16 protein-coding genes are annotated in these 19815 nt (G+C 57.7%); 13 read left to right on the top strand and 3 right to left on the bottom strand.

The genetic code is table 11. The features are described from left to right. Window positions 1–106: 106 nt before the first annotated feature. The 7 genes from dppB to AB2B48_RS16715 all read left to right on the top strand — a co-directional run bounded on the left by dppB (window position 107) and on the right by AB2B48_RS16715 (window position 5601). The gene (dppB, locus tag AB2B48_RS16745; RefSeq protein WP_368299656.1) at window positions 107–1126 is read left to right on the top strand and encodes a dipeptide ABC transporter permease DppB; all 1020 of its coding nucleotides are present in this window, start codon (window positions 107–109) and stop codon (window positions 1124–1126) included. Window positions 1127–1135: 9 nt separating this feature from the next. Further along, a complete protein-coding gene (gene dppC / locus AB2B48_RS16740) occupies window positions 1136–2029 on the top strand; it encodes a dipeptide ABC transporter permease DppC (protein WP_185667423.1) in 894 nt (297 codons plus the stop codon). Window positions 2030–2039: 10 nt separating this feature from the next. Then, the gene (dppD, locus tag AB2B48_RS16735; RefSeq protein ID WP_185667422.1) at window positions 2040–3023 is read left to right on the top strand and encodes a dipeptide ABC transporter ATP-binding protein; all 984 of its coding nucleotides are present in this window, start codon (window positions 2040–2042) and stop codon (window positions 3021–3023) included. Next, window positions 3020–4030 carry a dipeptide ABC transporter ATP-binding subunit DppF gene (gene dppF / locus AB2B48_RS16730; protein ID WP_368299655.1) on the top strand — a complete coding sequence of 337 codons (1011 nt, stop codon included), beginning with the start codon at window positions 3020–3022 and terminating at the stop codon, window positions 4028–4030. The genes dppD and dppF overlap by 4 nt, the downstream gene beginning before the upstream one ends. Window positions 4031–4415: 385 nt before the next feature. Beyond that, complete coding sequence (locus tag AB2B48_RS16725) at window positions 4416–4523, top strand: type I toxin-antitoxin system toxin Ldr family protein (RefSeq protein ID WP_115073682.1); 108 nt, start codon at window positions 4416–4418, stop codon at window positions 4521–4523. A gap of 424 nt (window positions 4524–4947) precedes the next feature. Continuing rightward, window positions 4948–5055 (top strand): type I toxin-antitoxin system toxin Ldr family protein, encoded by a 108-nt coding sequence (locus AB2B48_RS16720; RefSeq protein WP_115073682.1) that lies wholly within the window; start codon window positions 4948–4950, stop codon window positions 5053–5055. A gap of 438 nt (window positions 5056–5493) precedes the next feature. Further along, a complete protein-coding gene (locus tag AB2B48_RS16715) occupies window positions 5494–5601 on the top strand; it encodes a type I toxin-antitoxin system toxin Ldr family protein (RefSeq protein WP_115073682.1) in 108 nt (35 codons plus the stop codon). Window positions 5602–5687: 86 nt separating this feature from the next. On the opposite strand, the gene bcsG is transcribed toward AB2B48_RS16715, so the two are convergent. The 3 genes from bcsG to bcsE are packed head-to-tail and all read right to left on the bottom strand — an operon-like array spanning window position 5688 to window position 9107. Continuing rightward, a complete protein-coding gene (gene bcsG, locus AB2B48_RS16710; RefSeq protein ID WP_368299654.1) occupies window positions 5688–7361 on the bottom strand; it encodes a cellulose biosynthesis protein BcsG in 1674 nt (557 codons plus the stop codon). Further along, window positions 7354–7551: a cellulose biosynthesis protein BcsF gene (bcsF, locus tag AB2B48_RS16705; protein ID WP_185667419.1), complete on the bottom strand. Its 198-nt coding sequence runs from the start codon at window positions 7549–7551 to the stop codon at window positions 7354–7356. Before bcsF ends, bcsG begins: the two co-directional genes overlap by 8 nt. After that, entirely contained in the window at window positions 7548–9107 is a 1560-nt protein-coding gene (gene bcsE / locus AB2B48_RS16700; protein WP_185667418.1) for a cellulose biosynthesis protein BcsE, read from the bottom strand. Before bcsE ends, bcsF begins: the two co-directional genes overlap by 4 nt. A 301-nt stretch (window positions 9108–9408) precedes the next feature. Here bcsE and bcsR point away from each other — a divergent pair, with 301 nt between their 5' ends. Genes bcsR through bcsC form a run of 6 tightly spaced genes read left to right on the top strand, consistent with a single transcriptional unit; the run spans window position 9409 to window position 19710 of the window. Beyond that, window positions 9409–9609, top strand: a complete 201-nt coding sequence (gene bcsR / locus AB2B48_RS16695; protein WP_185667417.1) for a cellulose biosynthesis protein BcsR — start codon at window positions 9409–9411, stop codon at window positions 9607–9609. A gap of 10 nt (window positions 9610–9619) precedes the next feature. Further along, a complete protein-coding gene (gene bcsQ / locus AB2B48_RS16690; RefSeq protein ID WP_220440665.1) occupies window positions 9620–10372 on the top strand; it encodes a cellulose biosynthesis protein BcsQ in 753 nt (250 codons plus the stop codon). After that, entirely contained in the window at window positions 10369–12987 is a 2619-nt protein-coding gene (gene bcsA / locus AB2B48_RS16685; RefSeq protein ID WP_333012732.1) for a UDP-forming cellulose synthase catalytic subunit, read from the top strand. The genes bcsQ and bcsA overlap by 4 nt, the downstream gene beginning before the upstream one ends. A gap of 13 nt (window positions 12988–13000) precedes the next feature. After that, a complete protein-coding gene (bcsB, locus tag AB2B48_RS16680) occupies window positions 13001–15316 on the top strand; it encodes a cellulose biosynthesis cyclic di-GMP-binding regulatory protein BcsB (protein WP_368299653.1) in 2316 nt (771 codons plus the stop codon). Window positions 15317–15322: 6 nt separating this feature from the next. After that, complete coding sequence (gene bcsZ, locus AB2B48_RS16675; protein WP_368299652.1) at window positions 15323–16420, top strand: cellulose synthase complex periplasmic endoglucanase BcsZ; 1098 nt, start codon at window positions 15323–15325, stop codon at window positions 16418–16420. Beyond that, the gene (gene bcsC / locus AB2B48_RS16670) at window positions 16402–19710 is read left to right on the top strand and encodes a cellulose synthase complex outer membrane protein BcsC (protein ID WP_368299651.1); all 3309 of its coding nucleotides are present in this window, start codon (window positions 16402–16404) and stop codon (window positions 19708–19710) included. The genes bcsZ and bcsC overlap by 19 nt, the downstream gene beginning before the upstream one ends. Window positions 19711–19815: the final 105 nt, after the last annotated feature.

Below are 19815 nucleotides of genomic sequence, written 5' to 3'. Positions count from 1 at the left end.
AAGCTGTGCCGTATCTGCGCCTCTCGCGTTTAAGAAAGGCGGCAGATTTGTGAGCAATACAGACGACCTGTGACCAGGCGGGCCGTCATTAGAGAGAATCAGGGTTATGTTGCAGTTCATCCTCAAACGATTGGGTCTGGTGATCCCGACGTTTATCGGTATCACCCTCCTCACGTTTGCCTTCGTGCATATGATCCCCGGCGATCCGGTGATGATTATGGCGGGCGAGCGTGGTATTTCCCCTGAGCGCCATGCCCAGCTTCTGGCCGAACTCGGCCTGGATAAGCCAATGTGGCAACAGTACCTCCACTATATCTGGGGCGTACTGCACGGTGACTTAGGCATTTCATTGAAAAGCCGACTCCCGGTGTGGGACGAGTTCGTGCCGCGCTTTAAAGCGACGCTGGAGCTCGGTATCTGCGCCATGATTTTCGCCATCGCCGTGGGTATCCCGGTGGGCGTGCTGGCCGCGGTTAAGCGCGGTTCCATCTTCGATCACACCGCCGTTGGCCTGGCGCTGACCGGCTACTCCATGCCGATTTTCTGGTGGGGCATGATGCTTATCATGCTGGTGTCGGTGCACTGGAACCTGACGCCGGTCTCCGGACGCGTCAGCGATATGGTGTTCCTTGACGACTCCAACCCGCTGACCGGCTTTATGCTGATTGATACCGCCATCTGGGGCGACCCGGGCAACTTCATTGATGCGCTGGCGCACATGGTTCTGCCGGCCATCGTGCTCGGGACTATTCCGCTGGCGGTGATCGTGCGTATGACTCGTTCCTCCATGCTGGAAGTGCTGGGCGAAGACTATATCCGTACCGCGCGCGCCAAGGGCTTAACCCGTATGCGCGTGATCATCGTTCACGCCCTGCGTAACGCCATGCTGCCGGTGGTGACCGTTATCGGCCTGCAGGTGGGTACGCTGCTGGCAGGTGCGATTCTGACGGAAACCATCTTCTCCTGGCCGGGTCTCGGACGCTGGCTGATTGACGCGCTGCAACGCCGTGACTATCCGGTAGTGCAGGGTGGGGTGCTGCTGGTGGCGACGATGATTATCCTCGTCAACCTGCTGGTAGACCTGCTGTACGGCGTGGTGAACCCGCGCATTCGTCATAAGAAGTAAGGGGCCATCATGTCACAAGTTACTGAGAATAAAGCACCGGTGCCGATGACCCCGTTCCAGGAATTCTGGCACTACTTTAAGCGCAATAAAGGCGCGGTTGTCGGCCTGGTTTACGTGGTTATCGTGCTGTTTATCGCTATCTTCGCCAACTGGATTGCGCCGTACAACCCGGCCGATCAGTTCCGCGATACGCTGCTTGCGCCGCCGGCGTGGCAGGAAGGTGGCACCTGGGCGCATCTGTTTGGTACCGATGATGTGGGCCGCGATGTGCTGTCCCGTCTGATGTACGGTGCGCGCCTGTCGCTGCTGGTTGGCTGTCTGGTCGTGGTACTGTCGCTGGTGATGGGCATTGTACTGGGGCTGGTTGCGGGTTACTTCGGCGGCCTCGTCGATAACATCATTATGCGCGTCGTCGACATCATGCTGGCATTGCCAAGCCTGCTGCTGGCGCTGGTGCTGGTGGCTATCTTCGGCCCGTCGATCGGCAACGCCGCGCTGGCGCTGACCTTTGTCGCCTTGCCGCACTACGTCCGTTTAACCCGCGCTGCCGTTCTGGTGGAGGTGAACCGCGACTACGTGACCGCTTCCCGCGTGGCGGGTGCCGGGGCGATGCGCCAGATGTTCGTCAACATTTTCCCAAACTGCCTTGCGCCGCTGATTGTTCAGGCATCGCTCGGTTTCTCTAACGCCATTCTCGATATGGCTGCCCTCGGCTTCCTGGGGATGGGCGCACAGCCGCCTACGCCGGAGTGGGGCACCATGCTCTCTGACGTACTGCAATTTGCGCAAAGCGCCTGGTGGGTTGTGACCTTCCCTGGGCTGGCAATTTTGTTGACGGTACTGGCGTTTAACCTGATGGGTGACGGTCTGCGTGACGCGCTCGATCCCAAACTGAAGCAGTAAGGGGACCGAGATGGCGTTATTAAATGTAGATAAATTATCGGTGCACTTCGGCGACGAAGGCACACCGTTCAAAGCCGTAGACCGCGTGAGCTACAGCGTAAACCAGGGCGAGGTTGTCGGCATCGTCGGCGAATCTGGCTCGGGTAAGTCCGTTAGCTCGCTGGCGATTATGGGGCTGATTGATTATCCCGGCCGCGTGATGGCCGAAAGCCTGCTGTTTAACGGCCAGGATCTGAAGCGCATCTCTGAGAAAGAGCGTCGCAATCTGGTGGGCGCCGAAGTGGCGATGATCTTCCAGGACCCGATGACCAGCCTTAACCCGTGCTATACCGTCGGCTTCCAGATTATGGAAGCGATTAAGGTGCATCAGGGCGGCAACAAGAGCACGCGTCGTCAGCGGGCCATCGACCTGTTAAATCAGGTGGGTATCCCTGACCCGGCTTCGCGCCTGGACGTGTATCCGCACCAGCTTTCCGGTGGGATGAGCCAGCGCGTGATGATCGCCATGGCGATTGCCTGTCGTCCGAAGCTGCTGATTGCCGATGAACCAACTACCGCGCTGGATGTGACTATTCAGGCGCAGATTATCGAGTTGCTGCTGGAGCTTCAGCAGAAAGAGAACATGGCGCTGATCCTGATCACTCACGATCTGGCGCTGGTGGCCGAAGCCGCGCACAAAATCATCGTGATGTACGCCGGTCAGGTGGTTGAGACGGGCGCTGCGGGCGATATTTTCCGCGCCCCGCGTCACCCGTACACCCAGGCGCTGCTGCGTGCGTTACCGGAATTTGCGCAGGATAAAGCGCGTCTGGCTTCGCTGCCGGGCGTGGTGCCGGGTAAATACGACCGCCCGAACGGCTGTCTGCTGAATCCGCGTTGCCCGTATGCGACGGATAAATGCCGCAGCGTAGAGCCTGAGCTGAATACCGTTGACGGTGCTCGCCAGTCGAAATGTCACTACCCACTCGATGATGCCGGGAGGCCCACACTATGAGTACGCACGAGGCCACCTCGCAACAGCCGCTGTTGCAGGCAATTGACCTGAAAAAACACTATCCGGTGAAGAAGGGGATGTTCGCCCCGGAACGCCTGGTGAAAGCGCTGGACGGCGTGTCATTTACCCTGGAGCGCGGCAAAACGCTGGCGGTGGTCGGGGAATCCGGCTGCGGTAAATCGACGCTGGGCCGTCTGCTGACGATGATCGAAACGCCGAGCGGCGGTGAGCTTTACTATCAGGGGCAGGATCTGCTCAAGCATGACCCGCATGCGCAGAAACTGCGTCGGCAGAAAATCCAGATTGTGTTCCAGAACCCGTACGGTTCTTTGAACCCGCGTAAAAAAGTGGGACAAATTCTGGAAGAGCCGCTGCTGATTAACACCTCGCTCAGCAAAGAGCAGCGTCGCGACAAAGCGTTGGCGATGATGGCGAAAGTGGGCTTGAAAACCGAGCACTATGACCGCTATCCGCACATGTTCTCTGGCGGCCAGCGTCAGCGTATTGCGATCGCCCGTGGTCTGATGCTTGATCCGGACGTCGTGATTGCCGACGAACCGGTCTCCGCGCTCGATGTTTCCGTGCGCGCGCAGGTGCTGAACCTGATGATGGATTTGCAGCAGGAGCTGGGGCTCTCTTACGTCTTTATCTCCCACGACCTGTCAGTCGTAGAGCACATTGCTGATGAAGTGATGGTGATGTACCTCGGCCGCTGCGTGGAGAAAGGGACGAAGGACCAGATCTTCAACAATCCGCGTCACCCGTACACCCAAGCGCTGCTCTCCGCGACGCCGCGTCTGAATCCGGACGATCGCCGCGAGCGCATCAAGCTGACCGGCGAGCTGCCAAGCCCGCTGAATCCACCGCCGGGCTGTGCTTTCAACGCCCGCTGCCGTCGCCGCTTTGGCCAGTGCACCCAGCTGCAACCGCAGCTGAAAGAGTATGGTGGTCAGTTGGTGGCATGCTTCGCGGTCGATCAGGATGAGAATCCAGAGAAAACGGCGTAACCCGATAACCGGGCCGCAGGGGTAAAACCCTGCGGCCTTTTTCGTTTTTGTAGCCCGGGCAAGGCGTTTACGCCGCCCCCGGGACTGCTCGGTGCTCATCCCGGCGTCGCTGCGCTCGGCCGGGCTACGTTCAGGTCGGGTGCTATTCTGAAAATGGGGTTGTGACGGCGAGCTGAAAGGTTGTTTGCAGTAGTATCGTCGTCAAGCCGGGTTTCCCGGTGAGGCGCAATGTTGCGGGGGCTTGATCCCCGGTGGCATAGGTTGCTGGAAAGAGAAAACCCCCGCACGTTGTTTGGTATAAACCAGCAACATAACGGGGGCTATCACTTGCCTGAACAACAAGAGAATAGCCGCGAACTGTTGCTATTGCAACCAAGGCGGCTACATGACGCTTGCAGAGCTTGGCGTGCTTTTCTGGCACGATCTGGCAGCTCCGATTGCGGTGGGAATTATCACCAGCGCCATTCTGAGCTGGTGGCGTAACCGGAAATAACGCCCGCTGAGGGGCGTCTGTCCGTCGCAGTGGCAACATGCGCCCGAACCGGGCCGCAGGGGTAAAACCCTGCGGCCTTTTTCGTTTTTGTCGCCCGGGCAAGGCGTTTACGCCGCCCCCGGGACTGCTCGGTGCTCATCCCGGCGTCGCTGCGCTCGGCCGGGCTACGTTCAGGTCGGGTGCTATTCTGAAAATGGGGTTGTGACGGCGAGCTGAAAGGTTGTTTGCAGTAGTATCGTCGTCAAGCCGGGTTTCCCGGTGAGGCGCAATGTTGCGGGGGCTTGATCCCCGGTGGCATAGGTTGCTGGAATGAGAAAACCCCCGCACGTTGTTTGGTATAAACCAGCAACATAACGGGGGCCATTCTTTGACTCGCAAACAAAGGATAGCCGCGAACTGTTGCTATTGCAACCAAGGCGGCTACATGACGCTCGCAGAGCTTGGCGTGCTTTTCTGGCACGATCTGGCAGCTCCAATTGCGGTGGGAATTATTACCAGCGCCATTCTGAGCTGGTGGCGTAACCGGAAATAACGCCCGCTGAGGGGCGCCTGTCCACTGCAGTGGCAACATGCGCCCGAACCGGGCCGCAGGGGTAAAACCCTGCGGCCTTTTTCGTTTTTGTAGCCCGGGCAAGGCGTTTACGCCGCCCCCGGGACAGCTCGGTGCATATCCCGGCATCGATTCCCGGCGTCGCTGCGCTCGGCCGGGCTACGCGTAGGTCGGGCGCTATTCTGAAAATGGGGCTGTGACGGCGAGCTGAAGGGGTGTTTGCAGTAGTATCGTCGTCAAGCCGGGTTTCCCGGTGAGGCGCAATGTTGCGGGGGCTTGATCCCCGGCGGCATAGGTTGCTGGAAAGAGAAAACCCCCGCACGTTGTTTGGTATAAACCAGCAACATAACGGGGGCTATCACTTGACCAGACATCAAGAGAATAGCCGCGAACTGTTGCTATTGCAACCAAGGCGGCTACATGACGCTCGCAGAGCTTGGCGTGCTTTTCTGGCACGATCTGGCAGCTCCAATTGCGGTGGGAATTATCACCAGCGCCATTCTGAGCTGGTGGCGTAACCGGAAATAACGCCCGCTGAGGGGCGTCTGTCCGCCGCAGTGGCAGCATGCGCCCGAACCGGGCCGCAGGGGTAAAACCCTGCGGCCTTTTTCGTTTTACTGCGGGTACGGCACCCAGGAACCGCCGTTTAAGCGAACGTACGGTTTGCCCTGGTATTGCACGACGACGGCGTTGGAGTTTTCCGACACCGCGGCGGTCTGCGGCAGGTTGCCGGTGAAGGCCGACCAGTCGACGCTATCTTCGGTAAAGATTTTGCCGTCTACCGCGCGGGCAACCAGTTCGGAAATTGCCAGGTAACTGCTTGGCTGATTGATATCAATGGCGGCGCCCTGATGCGGTGCTTTCATGCCAAAGAATTTAATCGCAGCCGGTACGTGGGTAATCGACGGGCTTGGGATATCGCGCAGGCCGGAGACCTGCATTTTATCGCCCTGCAGCGCCGCACCATGCTCTGGCACCACAACCACCATCACTCGACGGCCAGACTTCTCAAGTTCGGTAAAGAAAGCATCCAACTCATCAAACAGCTTCTGCGCGCGGGTCTTGTAGTCCGCCGTTTTGCTCTGTCCCTGGAAGTGGTTACCGTCGTGCAGCGGCAGGATGTTATAGAAGGTTGCCGAGCGGCCACCGGCTGGCATATCCGGTGACTGCAGCCAGCGGTCGAGCACCGCCAGGTCGTCATACACCGGGGAGCCGTCGAAGGAGAGCAGGTTAACCGGCAGCTTGCTTTGATCCATCAACGGGCTCTGCATGCCGCCGTTCTCACGTACTTCTTTGAGGAAATCGCCGAATACGCCGTTATGGTCAAGCATCAGGTGCTGGGTGAAGCCGAGTTTGGACAGGTTATCAAACAGGTAGCACTGGTTGCCCGCGGGCTGATACAGATTGGTATGCGACGGCTGACCGCAGCTTGCACGCAGTAAACGAATCGCTGCCGGGCCGCTGTACGAAGTCGCAGAGTTGAAGTTGCTAAAGCGAATATCAAAGTGCGACCACAGCGGATGCTGCATCAGGCCTGCTGCTTCGATATCGGAGTTAGCCAGCGAACAGATGTTGATAACCAACAGGTCAAACGGCTGCGCATCTTCCGGCAACTGCGCCGGGAAGGTGGTGGTGCGTTTGCTTTCCGACGCGTAGAAGCTGTTTAACCAGGCGTTCAGGTTATCTGACGTTGGCGCGGCGGTTTGCGCGGGAAGATCGCCGTTTGCCGTCGTGCTGCCTGCCGCTGCGGCGGGTGCCGAGGAAGTTGCGGCGGCGGTAGCGTTGCTTGCTTGCCCGGCTGACCACAGGTTAATGGATGGGAGCAGCGGGCCGAGGTTAATCCATACCATCGCGGCGACCACAAAAACGGTAATGCGGATCCACTGGTTTAAAAACAGCCAGGCGACCACGAGCACGAAGAAAGCGCCGACCATCTGCCAGTTAATAAAGCGGGTGACGAGATCCCAGATGTAATCCGCGCTAAAGCCCGCAATCTGCGAGCCCTGACTCATAATGCTCTCCGGGCCCGGCAGCCAGGTATCATGCCAGAACAGCCCTATACCGAGCGGGATGGCAATCCAGTGGCGCCAGCGGTGCAGTCGGCTATTCGGCAACGGGAAGAGCAGGAATGCCATGAACACCAGGTTCATCATGGGATGGAAATTGAGGTATCCCGCCCACAGCAGGCCAAATTTGACCAGGAAATAGAGGTTCCAGCCAGAGAGGCCCCGCCAGTAGTGCCACAGCGGAGAAGGAGTAACGGCGGCGTTTTTCGTCGAATTAGTCATTTTTTGATTTTGCCCTGACGGCCTGATCCCGGCGTATTACGCCGACGGGTTTAACAAAGCGCGGTTTTAGAAACATCAGACGGAACGCGTTCTCAATACGGCGCTGGTGATGACGTGCCAGATAACCCAGCGGGAAAAAGATCAGCGCGCAGAGAATCACGAGTTGAATAATATCGCTTATCGACATCATGACGATGTTCCTTCGGTATCCGTAGACAGGCGGCACGGCTCGGGATAACGGCGCCAGCTGTTATCTTCATAGGTCGCATTAATCACGTTTTTCGGTTTCGGTGAGATACGCAGTGGCTGCGTCCACAGCTCCGGCTTCACGCTACGCATATCAATCAACTCGGCGGAAATCTGTTTATCTTCAAACCACATCATACGGTTAGAGAAAATATCCCCGGTTGGCAGGGGGAAAATATGGTTGAGCGCTTTGTCGAGGTCGTTAACGCGGCAGAAGGGAAGGAACAGCACCAGGCGACGATCGGCGATGGTCACAATATCGCCCATACGGTGCGGACGGCACAGCGTCAGCGCCTGCTCGACGCGTAACCCCGGCGCGGGTCGGAGCGCCACCATCACGCCTTTACTGTCCGCGGGCAGCAGCGTGTTGTTGATGACCTTTTGCACCGCATCGCAGAACACATCCCACTTCTGGTAGCCCTTCAGCTTCAACGGTTCGGTGTTGGCGAGCAGAGTGGCTAAATCTTCCGGTACGTGACGGTTAAACTGCTGTGTCTGTACGCTTTCAATCAGGGTCAGGCTACGAGAGAGCGGCGCGCTGGCGGAGATAACGATATTGGCCCCGCAGCTTAACAGCAGGCGCTCATCGGTGGCTCGCAGGCTAGGAGTGGTCTCTCGGACAATAAGTTTTAAAGCACTTCCGCGCTGTCGACGCAGAGTATGAATATATCGGGCAAGCTGCTCAACCTGGCTATTTTGGTTTAGCGAGAATATGACGGTTGCGGCCTGTGCGGTACGTGCAGCATTAAAAACAGCGTCATTGGTATCAAATAAAGTCCAGTGCTCTGAAAGTGCCGGTGCGCCTTCGAGAATATTGATATTACTAAGCACTTCTTTTTCATCGCTGCGTGGCTGGACGTTCGCAACTTCGTCCTGCGCCAGGTGCCAGCCGTGGTCATTTTGTTTAATTAACAGCTGCTGGCGGGCGCTTACCCCTTTTTCATTTGACCAGTAAGATATATCCAGTAGTTGACTATCACCCTGGTAACGTAAACTGGCCAGGCCAGAAAGGGCACGATATTCACCGAGTAAAACGGAGGTTTGAGCGTCGGCATTGTTGCCTGGATTCAGAACCAGAAGCGTGCAGCCATAGTATTTAGCCCATTTTTGAGACTTGTTTACCCAGTCATGAACTTTATCAGCAGGAATATTTTTCCAGGCGTTATGTGAGCATAACAGGATGACGAAATAATCGTTGGGTTCGAGCGTGCGCAGTAAATCGCGGCGCATAAAGTATAGACTATCTACGCTATCCTGCATGGTAAACAGCGACACTTTTTTAGGGCCGGAATTTCCCTTTAACTCTATAAGGTTATTAGGGTTTTCACCCATGCAAACCACCGCCACTTTCGCCGCATCTTGCTGTGCTGAAAGCGTCTGGTTTAGCAGGCTGACGGCATCCTCATGGCGATCGGTATTCACCCACCACACGCCGCCTGCAGGCATATGACTCACTTCATCCCACAGCGACTGGATACCAATAGAAAATATGGGGTTCATCGTGTCCCTCTTATCGACGATAATCCTGCGTATAAGTTTACTAGTGTAAACGTCAGAATAAACCTAATATTGAAATTAAATAGCATCAGATTTAGCATGTATACTCTGATTTATTAGCGTTATCGTCAGGCGATAAGTGAGCCAATCCCCTGAAACCTGCATAACTATGTGGTTGAAATGAGTAAAAGCAAAACTACTCATCTGCAATCAGAAGTATGACGAGTATAAACGAATTTCATGGAAAGGTTGCCCTTCGAATGATGGGGCGCATTTGTACTTTGATTTCAGAGGGAGCAAAAAAATGTCAGATAATGAACCAGTGACATCAGCTGATTCTCAACTTGGCTACACTTTCCAGAATGATTTTCTCGCACTGAGCCGGGCTTTCTCTCTACCCAATATAGATTACACTGATATTTCCCAGCGTGAAAAATTAGCTGCGGCGTTTAAACGCTGGCCGCTGCTGGCAGAGTTTGCAGAACAAAAAGCCGAACAAAAATAAGGAAGCCATAATGGCTATTCTGGGATTACAGGGCGTTCGCGGTGGCGTGGGTACGACGTCCATCACGGCGGCATTAGCGTGGTCGTTACAGCTGCTCGGGGAGTCGGTGCTGGTCATCGATGCTGGCCCTGACAATATGCTGCGTCTGTCGTTTAACGATGAGATCGGACGGCAGAGCGGCTGGGCGCGCGCGGCGTTGGACGGCGAGGATTGGCGTGACGCGGGATTACGTTACACTTCACTGATTGATGTGCTGCCGTTTGGTCACCTCCAGCCGGGTGAGTTGCAAAACGCGGCCGCGTTGGGCGATACGCTATCGACCATTGCCGATATCGCCGAAACCTTAGAACGCGAAGGGCGCTACCAGTGGATCTTGCTGGATCTCCCGCACGGTTTTTATCCCTGGACTGCGCCGCTGGTCGAAGCCAGCCACTTTACGCTGACGATTCTGAAACCAGACGCCAACTGCCATATTCGCCTGCATCAACAGCCGCTACCGGCTGATACCCACCTTTTGATCAATGGGTTACGCATGAGCAGCCCGCTGCAGGAAGACCTTTATCAGGTCTGGCTGCAAACCCAGCGTCGCCTTCTGCCGGTGGTTATCCATCTGGATGAAGCGATGGCTGAAAGCCTGGCGAATAAGCAGCCGCTTGGCGAATACCGCCACGATTCCCTTGCCGCCGAAGAGATGATTACGCTCGCCAACTGGTGCCTGATGCACTACGCAGGCCGCCGTCCGGTCGCGGAGCGCGAAGCATGATTCGCCTCGGCAGCTGGATATTCGTCCCGCCGGTCTACGCTCGCCTGCGCGAGCGCTATCTTGGTTATCGAAAGGCGGGGTCGTCCTGGCTTTCCGCGACATTGACCTGCCTATGGGTGGGGCTGGCATGGCTCTTTCTGCCGTTGGAAAATGCCCGCTGGCAGGCGCTGACTGACCGTCACGACGAACTGTTCCCGCACATTAATTTCTCGCGACCACGCCCGCTGGATCCGCTGCGCTTTGCGCTACAGGCGGTCTGGCTCATTGCCACCAAGCCTGCAGAACAACGCAGCGCTCGCCCCTGGCGACCGCTGGCAGGCATCGATCGTCTGCGCGAGCGCTACAACCGCTGGGCTGATGAGCTGCCAGGCCGGATGAATGCGCAAACCGGCCATCTCGATGAGAAGAAAGAGCTGGCGCACCTGAATCCAAAGCTGCGCCGCCTGATCCTTGGCGTGGTGGTTACGCTCTCCTTAATTCTGGCCCTGGTCTGCATTACCCAACCGTTTAACCCGCTCTCGCAGTTTATCTTCTTGCTGCTGCTCTGGGGCGTGGCGCTGCTGGTGCGGCGCATTCCGGGGCGTTTCTCGGCGCTGATGCTGATCGTGCTCTCGCTGACGGTCTCCTGTCGCTACATCTGGTGGCGCTATACCTCAACGCTCAACTGGAACGACCCGGTAAGCCTGGTATGTGGCCTGATCCTGCTGTTTGCCGAAACCTACGCGTGGATTGTGCTGGTGCTGGGTTACTTCCAGGTGGTCTGGCCGCTGAACCGTCATCCGGTGCCGCTGCCGAAGGACATGAACGAATGGCCTTCGGTCGATATCTTCGTCCCGACCTATAACGAAGATTTGAACGTTGTCAAAAACACCGTTTACGCTTCGCTCGGTATCGACTGGCCAAAAGATAAGATTCAAATCTGGATCCTTGATGACGGCGGCCGCGAAGAGTTTAAGCAGTTTGCCAAAGACGTGGGCGTCCACTACGTAGCACGCACCACGCATGAACATGCAAAAGCCGGGAACATCAACAACGCGCTGAAGTATGCCAAAGGCGAGTTTGTATCGATTTTCGACTGCGACCACGTGCCGACGCGCTCGTTCCTGCAGATGACCATGGGCTGGTTCCTGAAAGACAAGAAGCTGGCGATGATGCAGACGCCACACCACTTCTTCTCGCCTGACCCGTTCGAACGTAACCTGGGCCGTTTCCGTAAAACGCCGAACGAAGGCACGCTGTTCTACGGGCTGGTGCAGGACGGTAACGACATGTGGGATGCGACCTTCTTCTGCGGCTCGTGTGCCGTGATTCGTCGTAAACCGCTGGATGAAATTGGCGGCATCGCCGTGGAAACGGTGACCGAAGATGCGCACACTTCTCTGCGTTTGCACCGTCGCGGCTACACCTCTGCCTACATGCGTTTGCCGCAGGCGGCGGGGCTGGCGACGGAAAGCCTGTCGGCGCATATCGGCCAGCGTATCCGCTGGGCGCGCGGCATGGTGCAGATCTTCCGCATGGATAACCCCTTGTTTGGTAAAGGGCTGAAGCTACCGCAGCGGCTGTGCTACCTCAACGCCATGTTCCACTTCCTGTCGGGCGTACCGCGGCTTATCTTCCTCACCGCACCGCTGGCCTTCCTGCTGCTGCACGCCTACATCATCTACGCCCCGGCGCTGATGATCGCGCTGTTCGTGCTGCCGCACATGATTCACGCCAGCCTGACCAACTCAAAAATTCAGGGCAAATACCGCCACTCCTTCTGGAGTGAAATCTATGAAACGGTGCTCGCGTGGTACATCGCGCCGCCGACGATGGTGGCGCTGTTTAACCCGCACAAAGGCAAATTCAACGTCACCGCCAAGGGTGGCCTGGTGGAAGAGGAGTACGTCGACTGGGTTATCTCCCGCCCGTATATCTTCCTCGTGCTGCTGAACCTGGTGGGCGTGGCGTTTGGGATCTGGCGCTATATGTACGGCCCGGCGGATGAAACCCTCACCGTGTGGATAAGCCTGGTGTGGGTGTTCTATAACCTGATTATCCTCGGCGGTGCGGTGGCGGTGTCGGTGGAAAGTAAACAGGTGCGTCGTTCGCACCGTGTTGAAATCAAAATGCCGGGGGCGATCTCCCGTGAAGACGGGCATCTCTTCTCCTGTACGGTACATGACTTCTCTGACGGCGGCGTGGGTATTCATATCAACGGTGACGCTCAGGTGCTGGAAGAGCAGAAGGTTAATCTGCTGCTCAAACGCGGCCAGCAGGAGTACGTCTTCCCAACCCAGGTCGTGCGCGTACTGGGTAGTGAAGTGGGGCTCAAGCTGTTGCCGATGAGCACCCGTCAACATATCGATTTTGTACAGTGTACGTTTGCGCGTGCGGATACGTGGGCGCTCTGGCAGGACAGCTTCCCGGAAGATAAACCGCTGGAAAGCCTGATGGATATCCTGAAGCTGGGGTTCCGTGGCTATCGCCACCTGGCCGAGTTCGCGCCACCGGTGGCAAAAGAGATTTTCCGGTCGCTCACCATGCTGGTGGCGTGGGTGGCTTCGTTCATTCCGCGCCGTCCAGAACGTGAGGCGGTAATCGAGCATCCGCTATCGGCTATGGCTCAACAATAATGATGATGAACCGATGAAAAGAAAACTTTCCTGGATTTGTGCAGTGGCGGTGGGCATGGGCAGTTTACTGCCGCTCACGACGCATTCAGAACCGACGACAGAGGTGGCGGTAGCGCCGACTGTTCAGGACAACGCAGCGGCGCCTGCTTCTGCCGACGCGGCAACCACGACGCCGGTGGTGGTGGAAGATGCGCCGTCGCGTGACGTAAAGCTTTCTTTTGCCCAGATTGCGCCGCCGCCGGGCAGCATGGTGCTGCGCGGATCTAACCCGGACGGCGGCATTGAGTTTGGCATGCGCAGCGACGAAGTGGTGTCGAAGGCGATGCTGAACCTGACCTATACGCCGTCGCCGTCGTTGCTACCGACGACGTCTCAGCTGAAGGTCTATCTGAACGATGAGCTGATGGGTGTACTGCCGGTCACCAAAGAGCAACTGGGTAAAAAGGTCTCGACGCAGATCCCTATCGACCCGCTCTATATCACCGACTTTAACCGCGTGCGCCTTGAGTTTATTGGCCACTACCGCGACGTCTGTGAAAACCCGGCGAACACCACCGTCTGGCTGGACGTGGCGCGCAACAGCTCGCTGGATTTGACCTATCAGGCGCTGAAGGTGCGTAACGACCTGTCGCACTTCCCGGTGCCGTTCTTTGACGCCCGTGATAACCGTGCACTGACCCTGCCTATCGTCTTTGCCAACTCACCGGATCTGCCGCAGCAGCAGGCGGCCGCCATTGTGGCTTCGTGGTTTGGCGCTAAGGCGGGCTGGCGTGGCCAGACCTTCCCGGTGCTGTTTAATACGCTGCCGGATCGTAATGCCATCGTCTTTGCCACCAACGATCGTCGCCCGGACTTCCTGCGCGATCATCCGGCGGTGAAGGCACCAACGATCGAAATGATCGACCATCCGAACAACCCGTATATGAAGCTGCTGGTGGTGTTTGGTCGTGACGATAACGACCTGCTGAAAGCAGCTCAGGGCATCGCGGCGGGCAATATTCTGTTCCGCGGCGATAGCGTGACGGTGGATGAGGTGAAACCGCTGCTGGCCCGCGCGCCGTACGACGCGCCAAACTGGGTGCGTACCGACCGTCCGGTCACCTTCGGCGAGCTGAAAACCTATGAACAGCAGCTGCAGTCCACCGGGCTGGAACCGGCTTCCATCAACCTGTCGCTGAATCTGCCGCCGGATCTCTACCTGATGCGCAGTACCGGCATCGACATGGATCTGAAGTACCGCTACACCATGCCGCCGGTCAAAGACAGTTCGCGGATGGACATCAGCCTGAATGACCAGTTCCTGCAGTCGTTTAACCTCAACAGCACCCAGGATGTGAATAAGCTGATGCTGCGCCTGCCGGTGCTACAAGGCCTGCTGGACGGTAAAAACGATGTCAGCATTCCGGCGCTGCGTTTGGGTGCAATGAACCAGCTGCGCTTTGATTTCCAGTATATGAACCCGATGCCGGGCGGCTCGGTGGATAACTGCGTGACCTTCCAGCCGGTGCAGAACCACGTGGTGATAGGCGACGACTCGACCATCGACTTCTCGAACTACTATCACTTCCTGCCGATGCCGGATCTGCGCACCTTTGCGAATGCAGGCTTCCCGTTCACCCGTATGGCGGATCTCTCCGACACGGTGATCGTGATGCCAAAACAGCCGTCTGAAGCGCAGGTGAGCACGCTGCTGAACGCCGTTGGCGTGATTGGCGGCCAGACCGGCCTGGCGGGCTCGAAGATGACCATCGCCGATGATGGCAGCAAGATTCAGGACCAGGATGCTGACCTGCTGTTGATTGGCTCTATCCCGCAAAAACTGAAGGACGATAAGCACATCGACCTGCTGGTGGACGCCACCCAGAGCTGGGTGAAAACGCCAATGCGCCATACTGACCTGCCGAGCATCTATCTTGATGAAGATGACCGTCAGGCTGGCGTGCAGACCGGGATCACCTCTTCCGGCCCGATGGCTGCCGTCGTTGGTTTCGAATCGCCGTACCACAAACAGCGCAGCGTCGTGGCGCTGCTCGCTGACAGCGCCAGCGGTTATGACCTGCTGAACAATGCGCTGAACGACAGCGGCAAGCGCGCGGCGATGTTTGGCTCAGTATCGGTGATTCGTGAGTCCGGCGTGAGCAGCCTGCGCGTGGGCGACATCTACTATGTCGGTCATCTGCCGTGGTTCGAACGCGTGTGGTTCGCGCTCTCTAACCATCCGGTTCTGCTGGCTATCTTTGCCGCCATCAGCATCGTGCTGCTGGCCTGGGTGCTGTGGCGTCTGCTGCGTATCATCAGCCGCCGTCGTCTGAACCCGGAAGACGAGTAAGCCGCGATGAAGATGCTTCGCTGGATAGTACTGCTGTGTGTCCTGGGCGGTCAGGCGCAGGCCGCCTGTAGCTGGCCTGCCTGGGAGCAGTTCAAGCAGGATTACGTCAGCGCGGAAGGGCGCGTTATCGATCCTAGCGATGCGCGCAAAATTACCACCTCAGAGGGGCAAAGCTACGCGCTGTTCTTTGCCCTCGCCGCGAACGATCGTCAGGCCTTTGCAAGCCTGCTGGGCTGGACGCAGAACAACCTCGCGCAGGGTTCGCTGCGCGAGCATCTACCCGCCTGGCTGTGGGGCAAAAAGAGCGATGACGAGTGGACGGTGCTGGACAGCAACTCCGCCTCTGATTCGGATGTCTGGATTGCCTGGACGCTGCTGGAAGCCGGTCGCCTGTGGAAAAATGACGATTACACGGCAACGGGTAAAGCGCTGCTGGCGAAAATTGCTGAGGGTGAAACAGTGAAAGTTCCCGGTCTGGGGCTGATGCTATTACCCGGCCGCGTTGGCTTTGCGGAAGAGACGCGCTGGCGCTTCAATCCAAGCTATCTCCCACCGCAGGTGGCGCAGTATTTCAGCCAATTTGGCGCCCTGTGGACTACCCTTCGCGATACCAACCTGAAGCTGCTGCTTGATACCGCGCCGAAAGGTTTCTCACCGGACTGGGTGAGCTACGACAAGAAACAGGGCTGGTTGCTGAAAGAGGCCAGCGTGGTGGGCAGCTACGATGCTATTCGCGTCTATTTATGGGTGGGCATGCTGCACGACGCCGACCCACAGAAAGCACGACTGCTTAAACGCTTTAACGCGATGGCGGCACAGACCGTGAAGCAGGGCGTTCCCCCGGAAAAAGTGGCGATTGCCACCGGGGCGGTGACCGGCGACGGCCCGGTCGGTTTTTCAGCTTCGCTGATTCCATTCCTACAAAATCGCGATGCGCAGGCCGTTCAGCGCCAGCGTGTGGCCGATCATTTTCCCAGCGCGGATGCTTATTACAATTATGTTCTGACCCTCTTTGGTCAGGGCTGGGATCAACACCGTTTTCGCTTCAGCGCCCGCGGCGAATTACTACCTGACTGGGGCCAGGAATGCGCAAGTTCACACTAAGTTTAATCACCCTCTCTCTGGGCCTGACGCTGGTACAGCCGGGCTATGCGGACACCTCGGCAGAAGAACAGCTGCTCAACCAGGTGCGTCTTGGAGAAGCCAGCAAACGGGATGATTTGGTGCAGCAATCGCTGTACCGGCTGGAGCTGATTAATCCCAACAATCCACAGGTGCTGGCGGCGCGTCTGCGCTATCTGCTGCGCCAGGGCGACACCGCCGGTGCGCAAAAGCAGCTGCAAAAGCTGGCGCAGGTGGCACCAAATTCAACGGAATATAACGCTTCTCGCATTGAGATTGGCCTGAACACCGATGCCGGACGTCAGGCGCTGCAACAGGCGCGACTGCTGGCCACTACCGGGCACGTTCCGGAAGCGCTGGCCGACTACGAAAAAGCCTTCAACGGCCCGCCGCCGGACGGCGACTACGCGGTGGAGTACTGGACTGCGGTAGCGAAAATCCCGGCCCGACGCGATGAAGCGGTCAAACACCTGCAAACGCTGAACAAGCAGAACCCTGGCAACGTTGGCCTGCAGATGACGCTTGCCAATATGCTGCTCGCCGCGAATCAGCGAGATGAAGCCTTTAACGTGCTGGAGCAAATGGCGAAATCGGCGGGCGGGCGTGGCCCGGCGAGTGACCTGTGGTTTAAAGCCATCAAAGACCAGCCTGCTAGCCCGTCCAGCGTACAGGCGTTGCAGCGCTACTTGATGATTTTCAACAGCGGTGAATCGGCGGACAGCGCTCGTGCCATGCTGGCCGACCAGCAAAAACAGATGGCGGACCCGGTTCTGCGCGCCAAAGCGGTAGAACAGGAAAAAGTAGCGCAGGCAGCGGACAACACGCCGCAGACCTGGCAACTCTACTGGCCGCTGATTCGCAAAGGCGATGCGGCGCTGAAGGCTAATAATCTGGCGCAGGCCGAGAGCTTCTACCAGCAGGTGCGCAAACTGGATGCCACCGACAGCTATGCGGTGCTGGGACTTGGTGATGTAGCCATGGCGCGTAAAGATAGCGCCTCAGCGGAGCGCTTCTACCAGCAGGCGCTGCGCCTCGATCGCGGCAACAGTAGCGCGGTGCGCGGTCTGGCAAATATCTACCGCGCCGAGTCGCCGGAGAAAGCCACCGCCTTTATCAACAGCCTTTCTGCTAGTCAGCGTCGCAGCATTGACGATATCGAACGTAGTCTGACCAACGACCGGCTCTCCCAGCAGGCTGAAGCGCTGGAGAATAAGGGAAACTGGGCGCAGGCAGCGGAAGTTCAGCGCCGTCGACTGGCGCTCTCGCCGGACGATGTGTGGATAACCTATCGCCTCTCCCGTGACCTGGTGAGCGCCGGACAGCGCGGTGAAGCCGACAACCTGATGCTCAACCTGGCGCGTAAAAAGCCGACCGATGCCGACCAGGTTTACGCTAACGGACTCTATCTTTCCGGTAACGGTCAGGATCAGGCAGCGCTGACGCATCTGGCCGCGCTGCCGACAGCACAGTGGACCGATAATATTCGCGAACTGGACCAGCGTCTGCGCAGCGATCAGTTGATTGCTCAGGCCAACCGCCTGCGTGATAGCGGGCAGGAAGTGCAGGCAATTGCGCTGCTGAAACAGCAGCCGGAATCCTCTCGCATTCATTCAACGCTTGCCGACTGGGCGCAGCAGCGGGGCGATAATGCTACGGCGCTGGCTGAATACAATGCCGTGCTGGCAAAAGACCCGCATGACGAAGACGCCCATCTGGGCATGGCGGAAGTGTATGCCGCTGACGGTAATGCGCTGGCAGCCCGCCAGCAGCTGGCACAACTCCCTGCCGAAGGCCAACGTTCGCTCAATACTCAGCGACGTATTGCGCTGGTCAGCGCCAGACTGGGTGATACTGCGGCGGCACAGCAAATGATGACTGCCCTGATTCCTCAGGCCAAAGCCCAGCCGCCGTCTATGGATACGGCGATGGTGCTGCGCGATGCCGCGCGCTATCAGGCACAGGATGGCAACCCGAAACAGGCGCTGGAGACCTACAAAGATGCGATGGTCGCCACGCAGATCACCCCAACGCGTCCGGCGGATAACGATACCTTTACCCGCCTGACGCGTAACGACGAGAAAGACGACTGGCTTAAGCGCGGCGTGCGCAGTGACGCGGCGGATCTCTATCGTCAGCAGGACCTGAACGTCACCTTGCAGCATGATTTCTGGGGTTCCAGCGGTACGGGCGGTTATTCCGACCTGAAAGCGCATACCACTATGTTACAGGTCGATGCGCCGCTGGCTGATGGCCGGATGTTCTTCCGTTCGGATCTGGTGAATATGGACGCGGGGAGTTTCTCCACCGATAAAAATGACCAGTATAAGAAACAGTGGGGCACCTGTGATTTATCCGCCTGTAGCGGGTCAACGCACCAAAGCGACAGCGGCGCCAGCGTAGCCATTGGCTGGAAAAATGACACCTGGAACGCGGATATTGGCACCACCCCGATGGGCTTTAACGTGGTGGATGTGGTTGGTGGACTGAGCTACAGCAGCGATGTCGGTCCGCTGGGCTATACGGTTAATGCACACCGTCGTCCGATCTCCAGCTCGTTACTGGCATTTGGTGGGCAGAAAGATAATGACAAGGATGGGCACACAGGCACGACCTGGGGTGGCGTCCGCGCTAACGGCGGTGGTATTAGCCTGAGCTACGACAAAGGTGAAGCCAATGGCGTATGGGCTTCACTCGGTGGCGACCAACTGTCAGGTAAAAACGTAGACGACAACTGGCGCGTTCGCTGGATGACGGGATATTACTACAAGGTTATTAACGAGAATAACCGCCGGGTAACCGTTGGGCTTAACAACATGATCTGGCACTACCAGAAGGATCTGAGCGGCTATACCCTCGGTCAGGGCGGCTATTACAGCCCGCAGGAATATGTGTCGTTTGCCGTGCCGGTTAACTGGCGTGAACGTACGGAAAACTGGTCATGGGAACTGGGTGGTTCGGTCTCCTGGTCGCATTCGCGCACCAGTACGGAGCCGCGCTATCCGCTGATGAACCTGATCCCGCAAACCTGGAAGAAAAAGGCCCACGAGGATGTAAACCACGGGGGCAGCAGCCAGGGCTTTGGTTATACCGCGCGGGCGATTATCGAACGGCGCGTCAGTTCCAACTGGTTCGTGGGCGCAGGCGTTGATATCCAGCAGGCGAAGGATTACACCCCAAGCCACGCGCTGCTCTACGTTCGTTATTCCGCCGCTGGCTGGCAGGGCGACCTCGATATGCCGCCGCAACCGCTCACGCCATACGCAGACTGGTAATTTTACCGCTCCGAATATAGGTATTCGTCTTATATAACCCGGCACCCTGCCGGGTTATAATTATCGTGGCGGAGTCCCTTTTGACTTTGCCGCCAGCCTCGTTAT

Origin of the sequence: Kluyvera sichuanensis, from assembly GCF_040930405.1 — a bacterium.
Lineage (GTDB): Bacteria > Pseudomonadota > Gammaproteobacteria > Enterobacterales > Enterobacteriaceae > Kluyvera > Kluyvera sichuanensis.
Note: the sequence above shows the minus strand (reverse complement) of the source record. Positions and strands in the feature narration are given on the sequence as shown.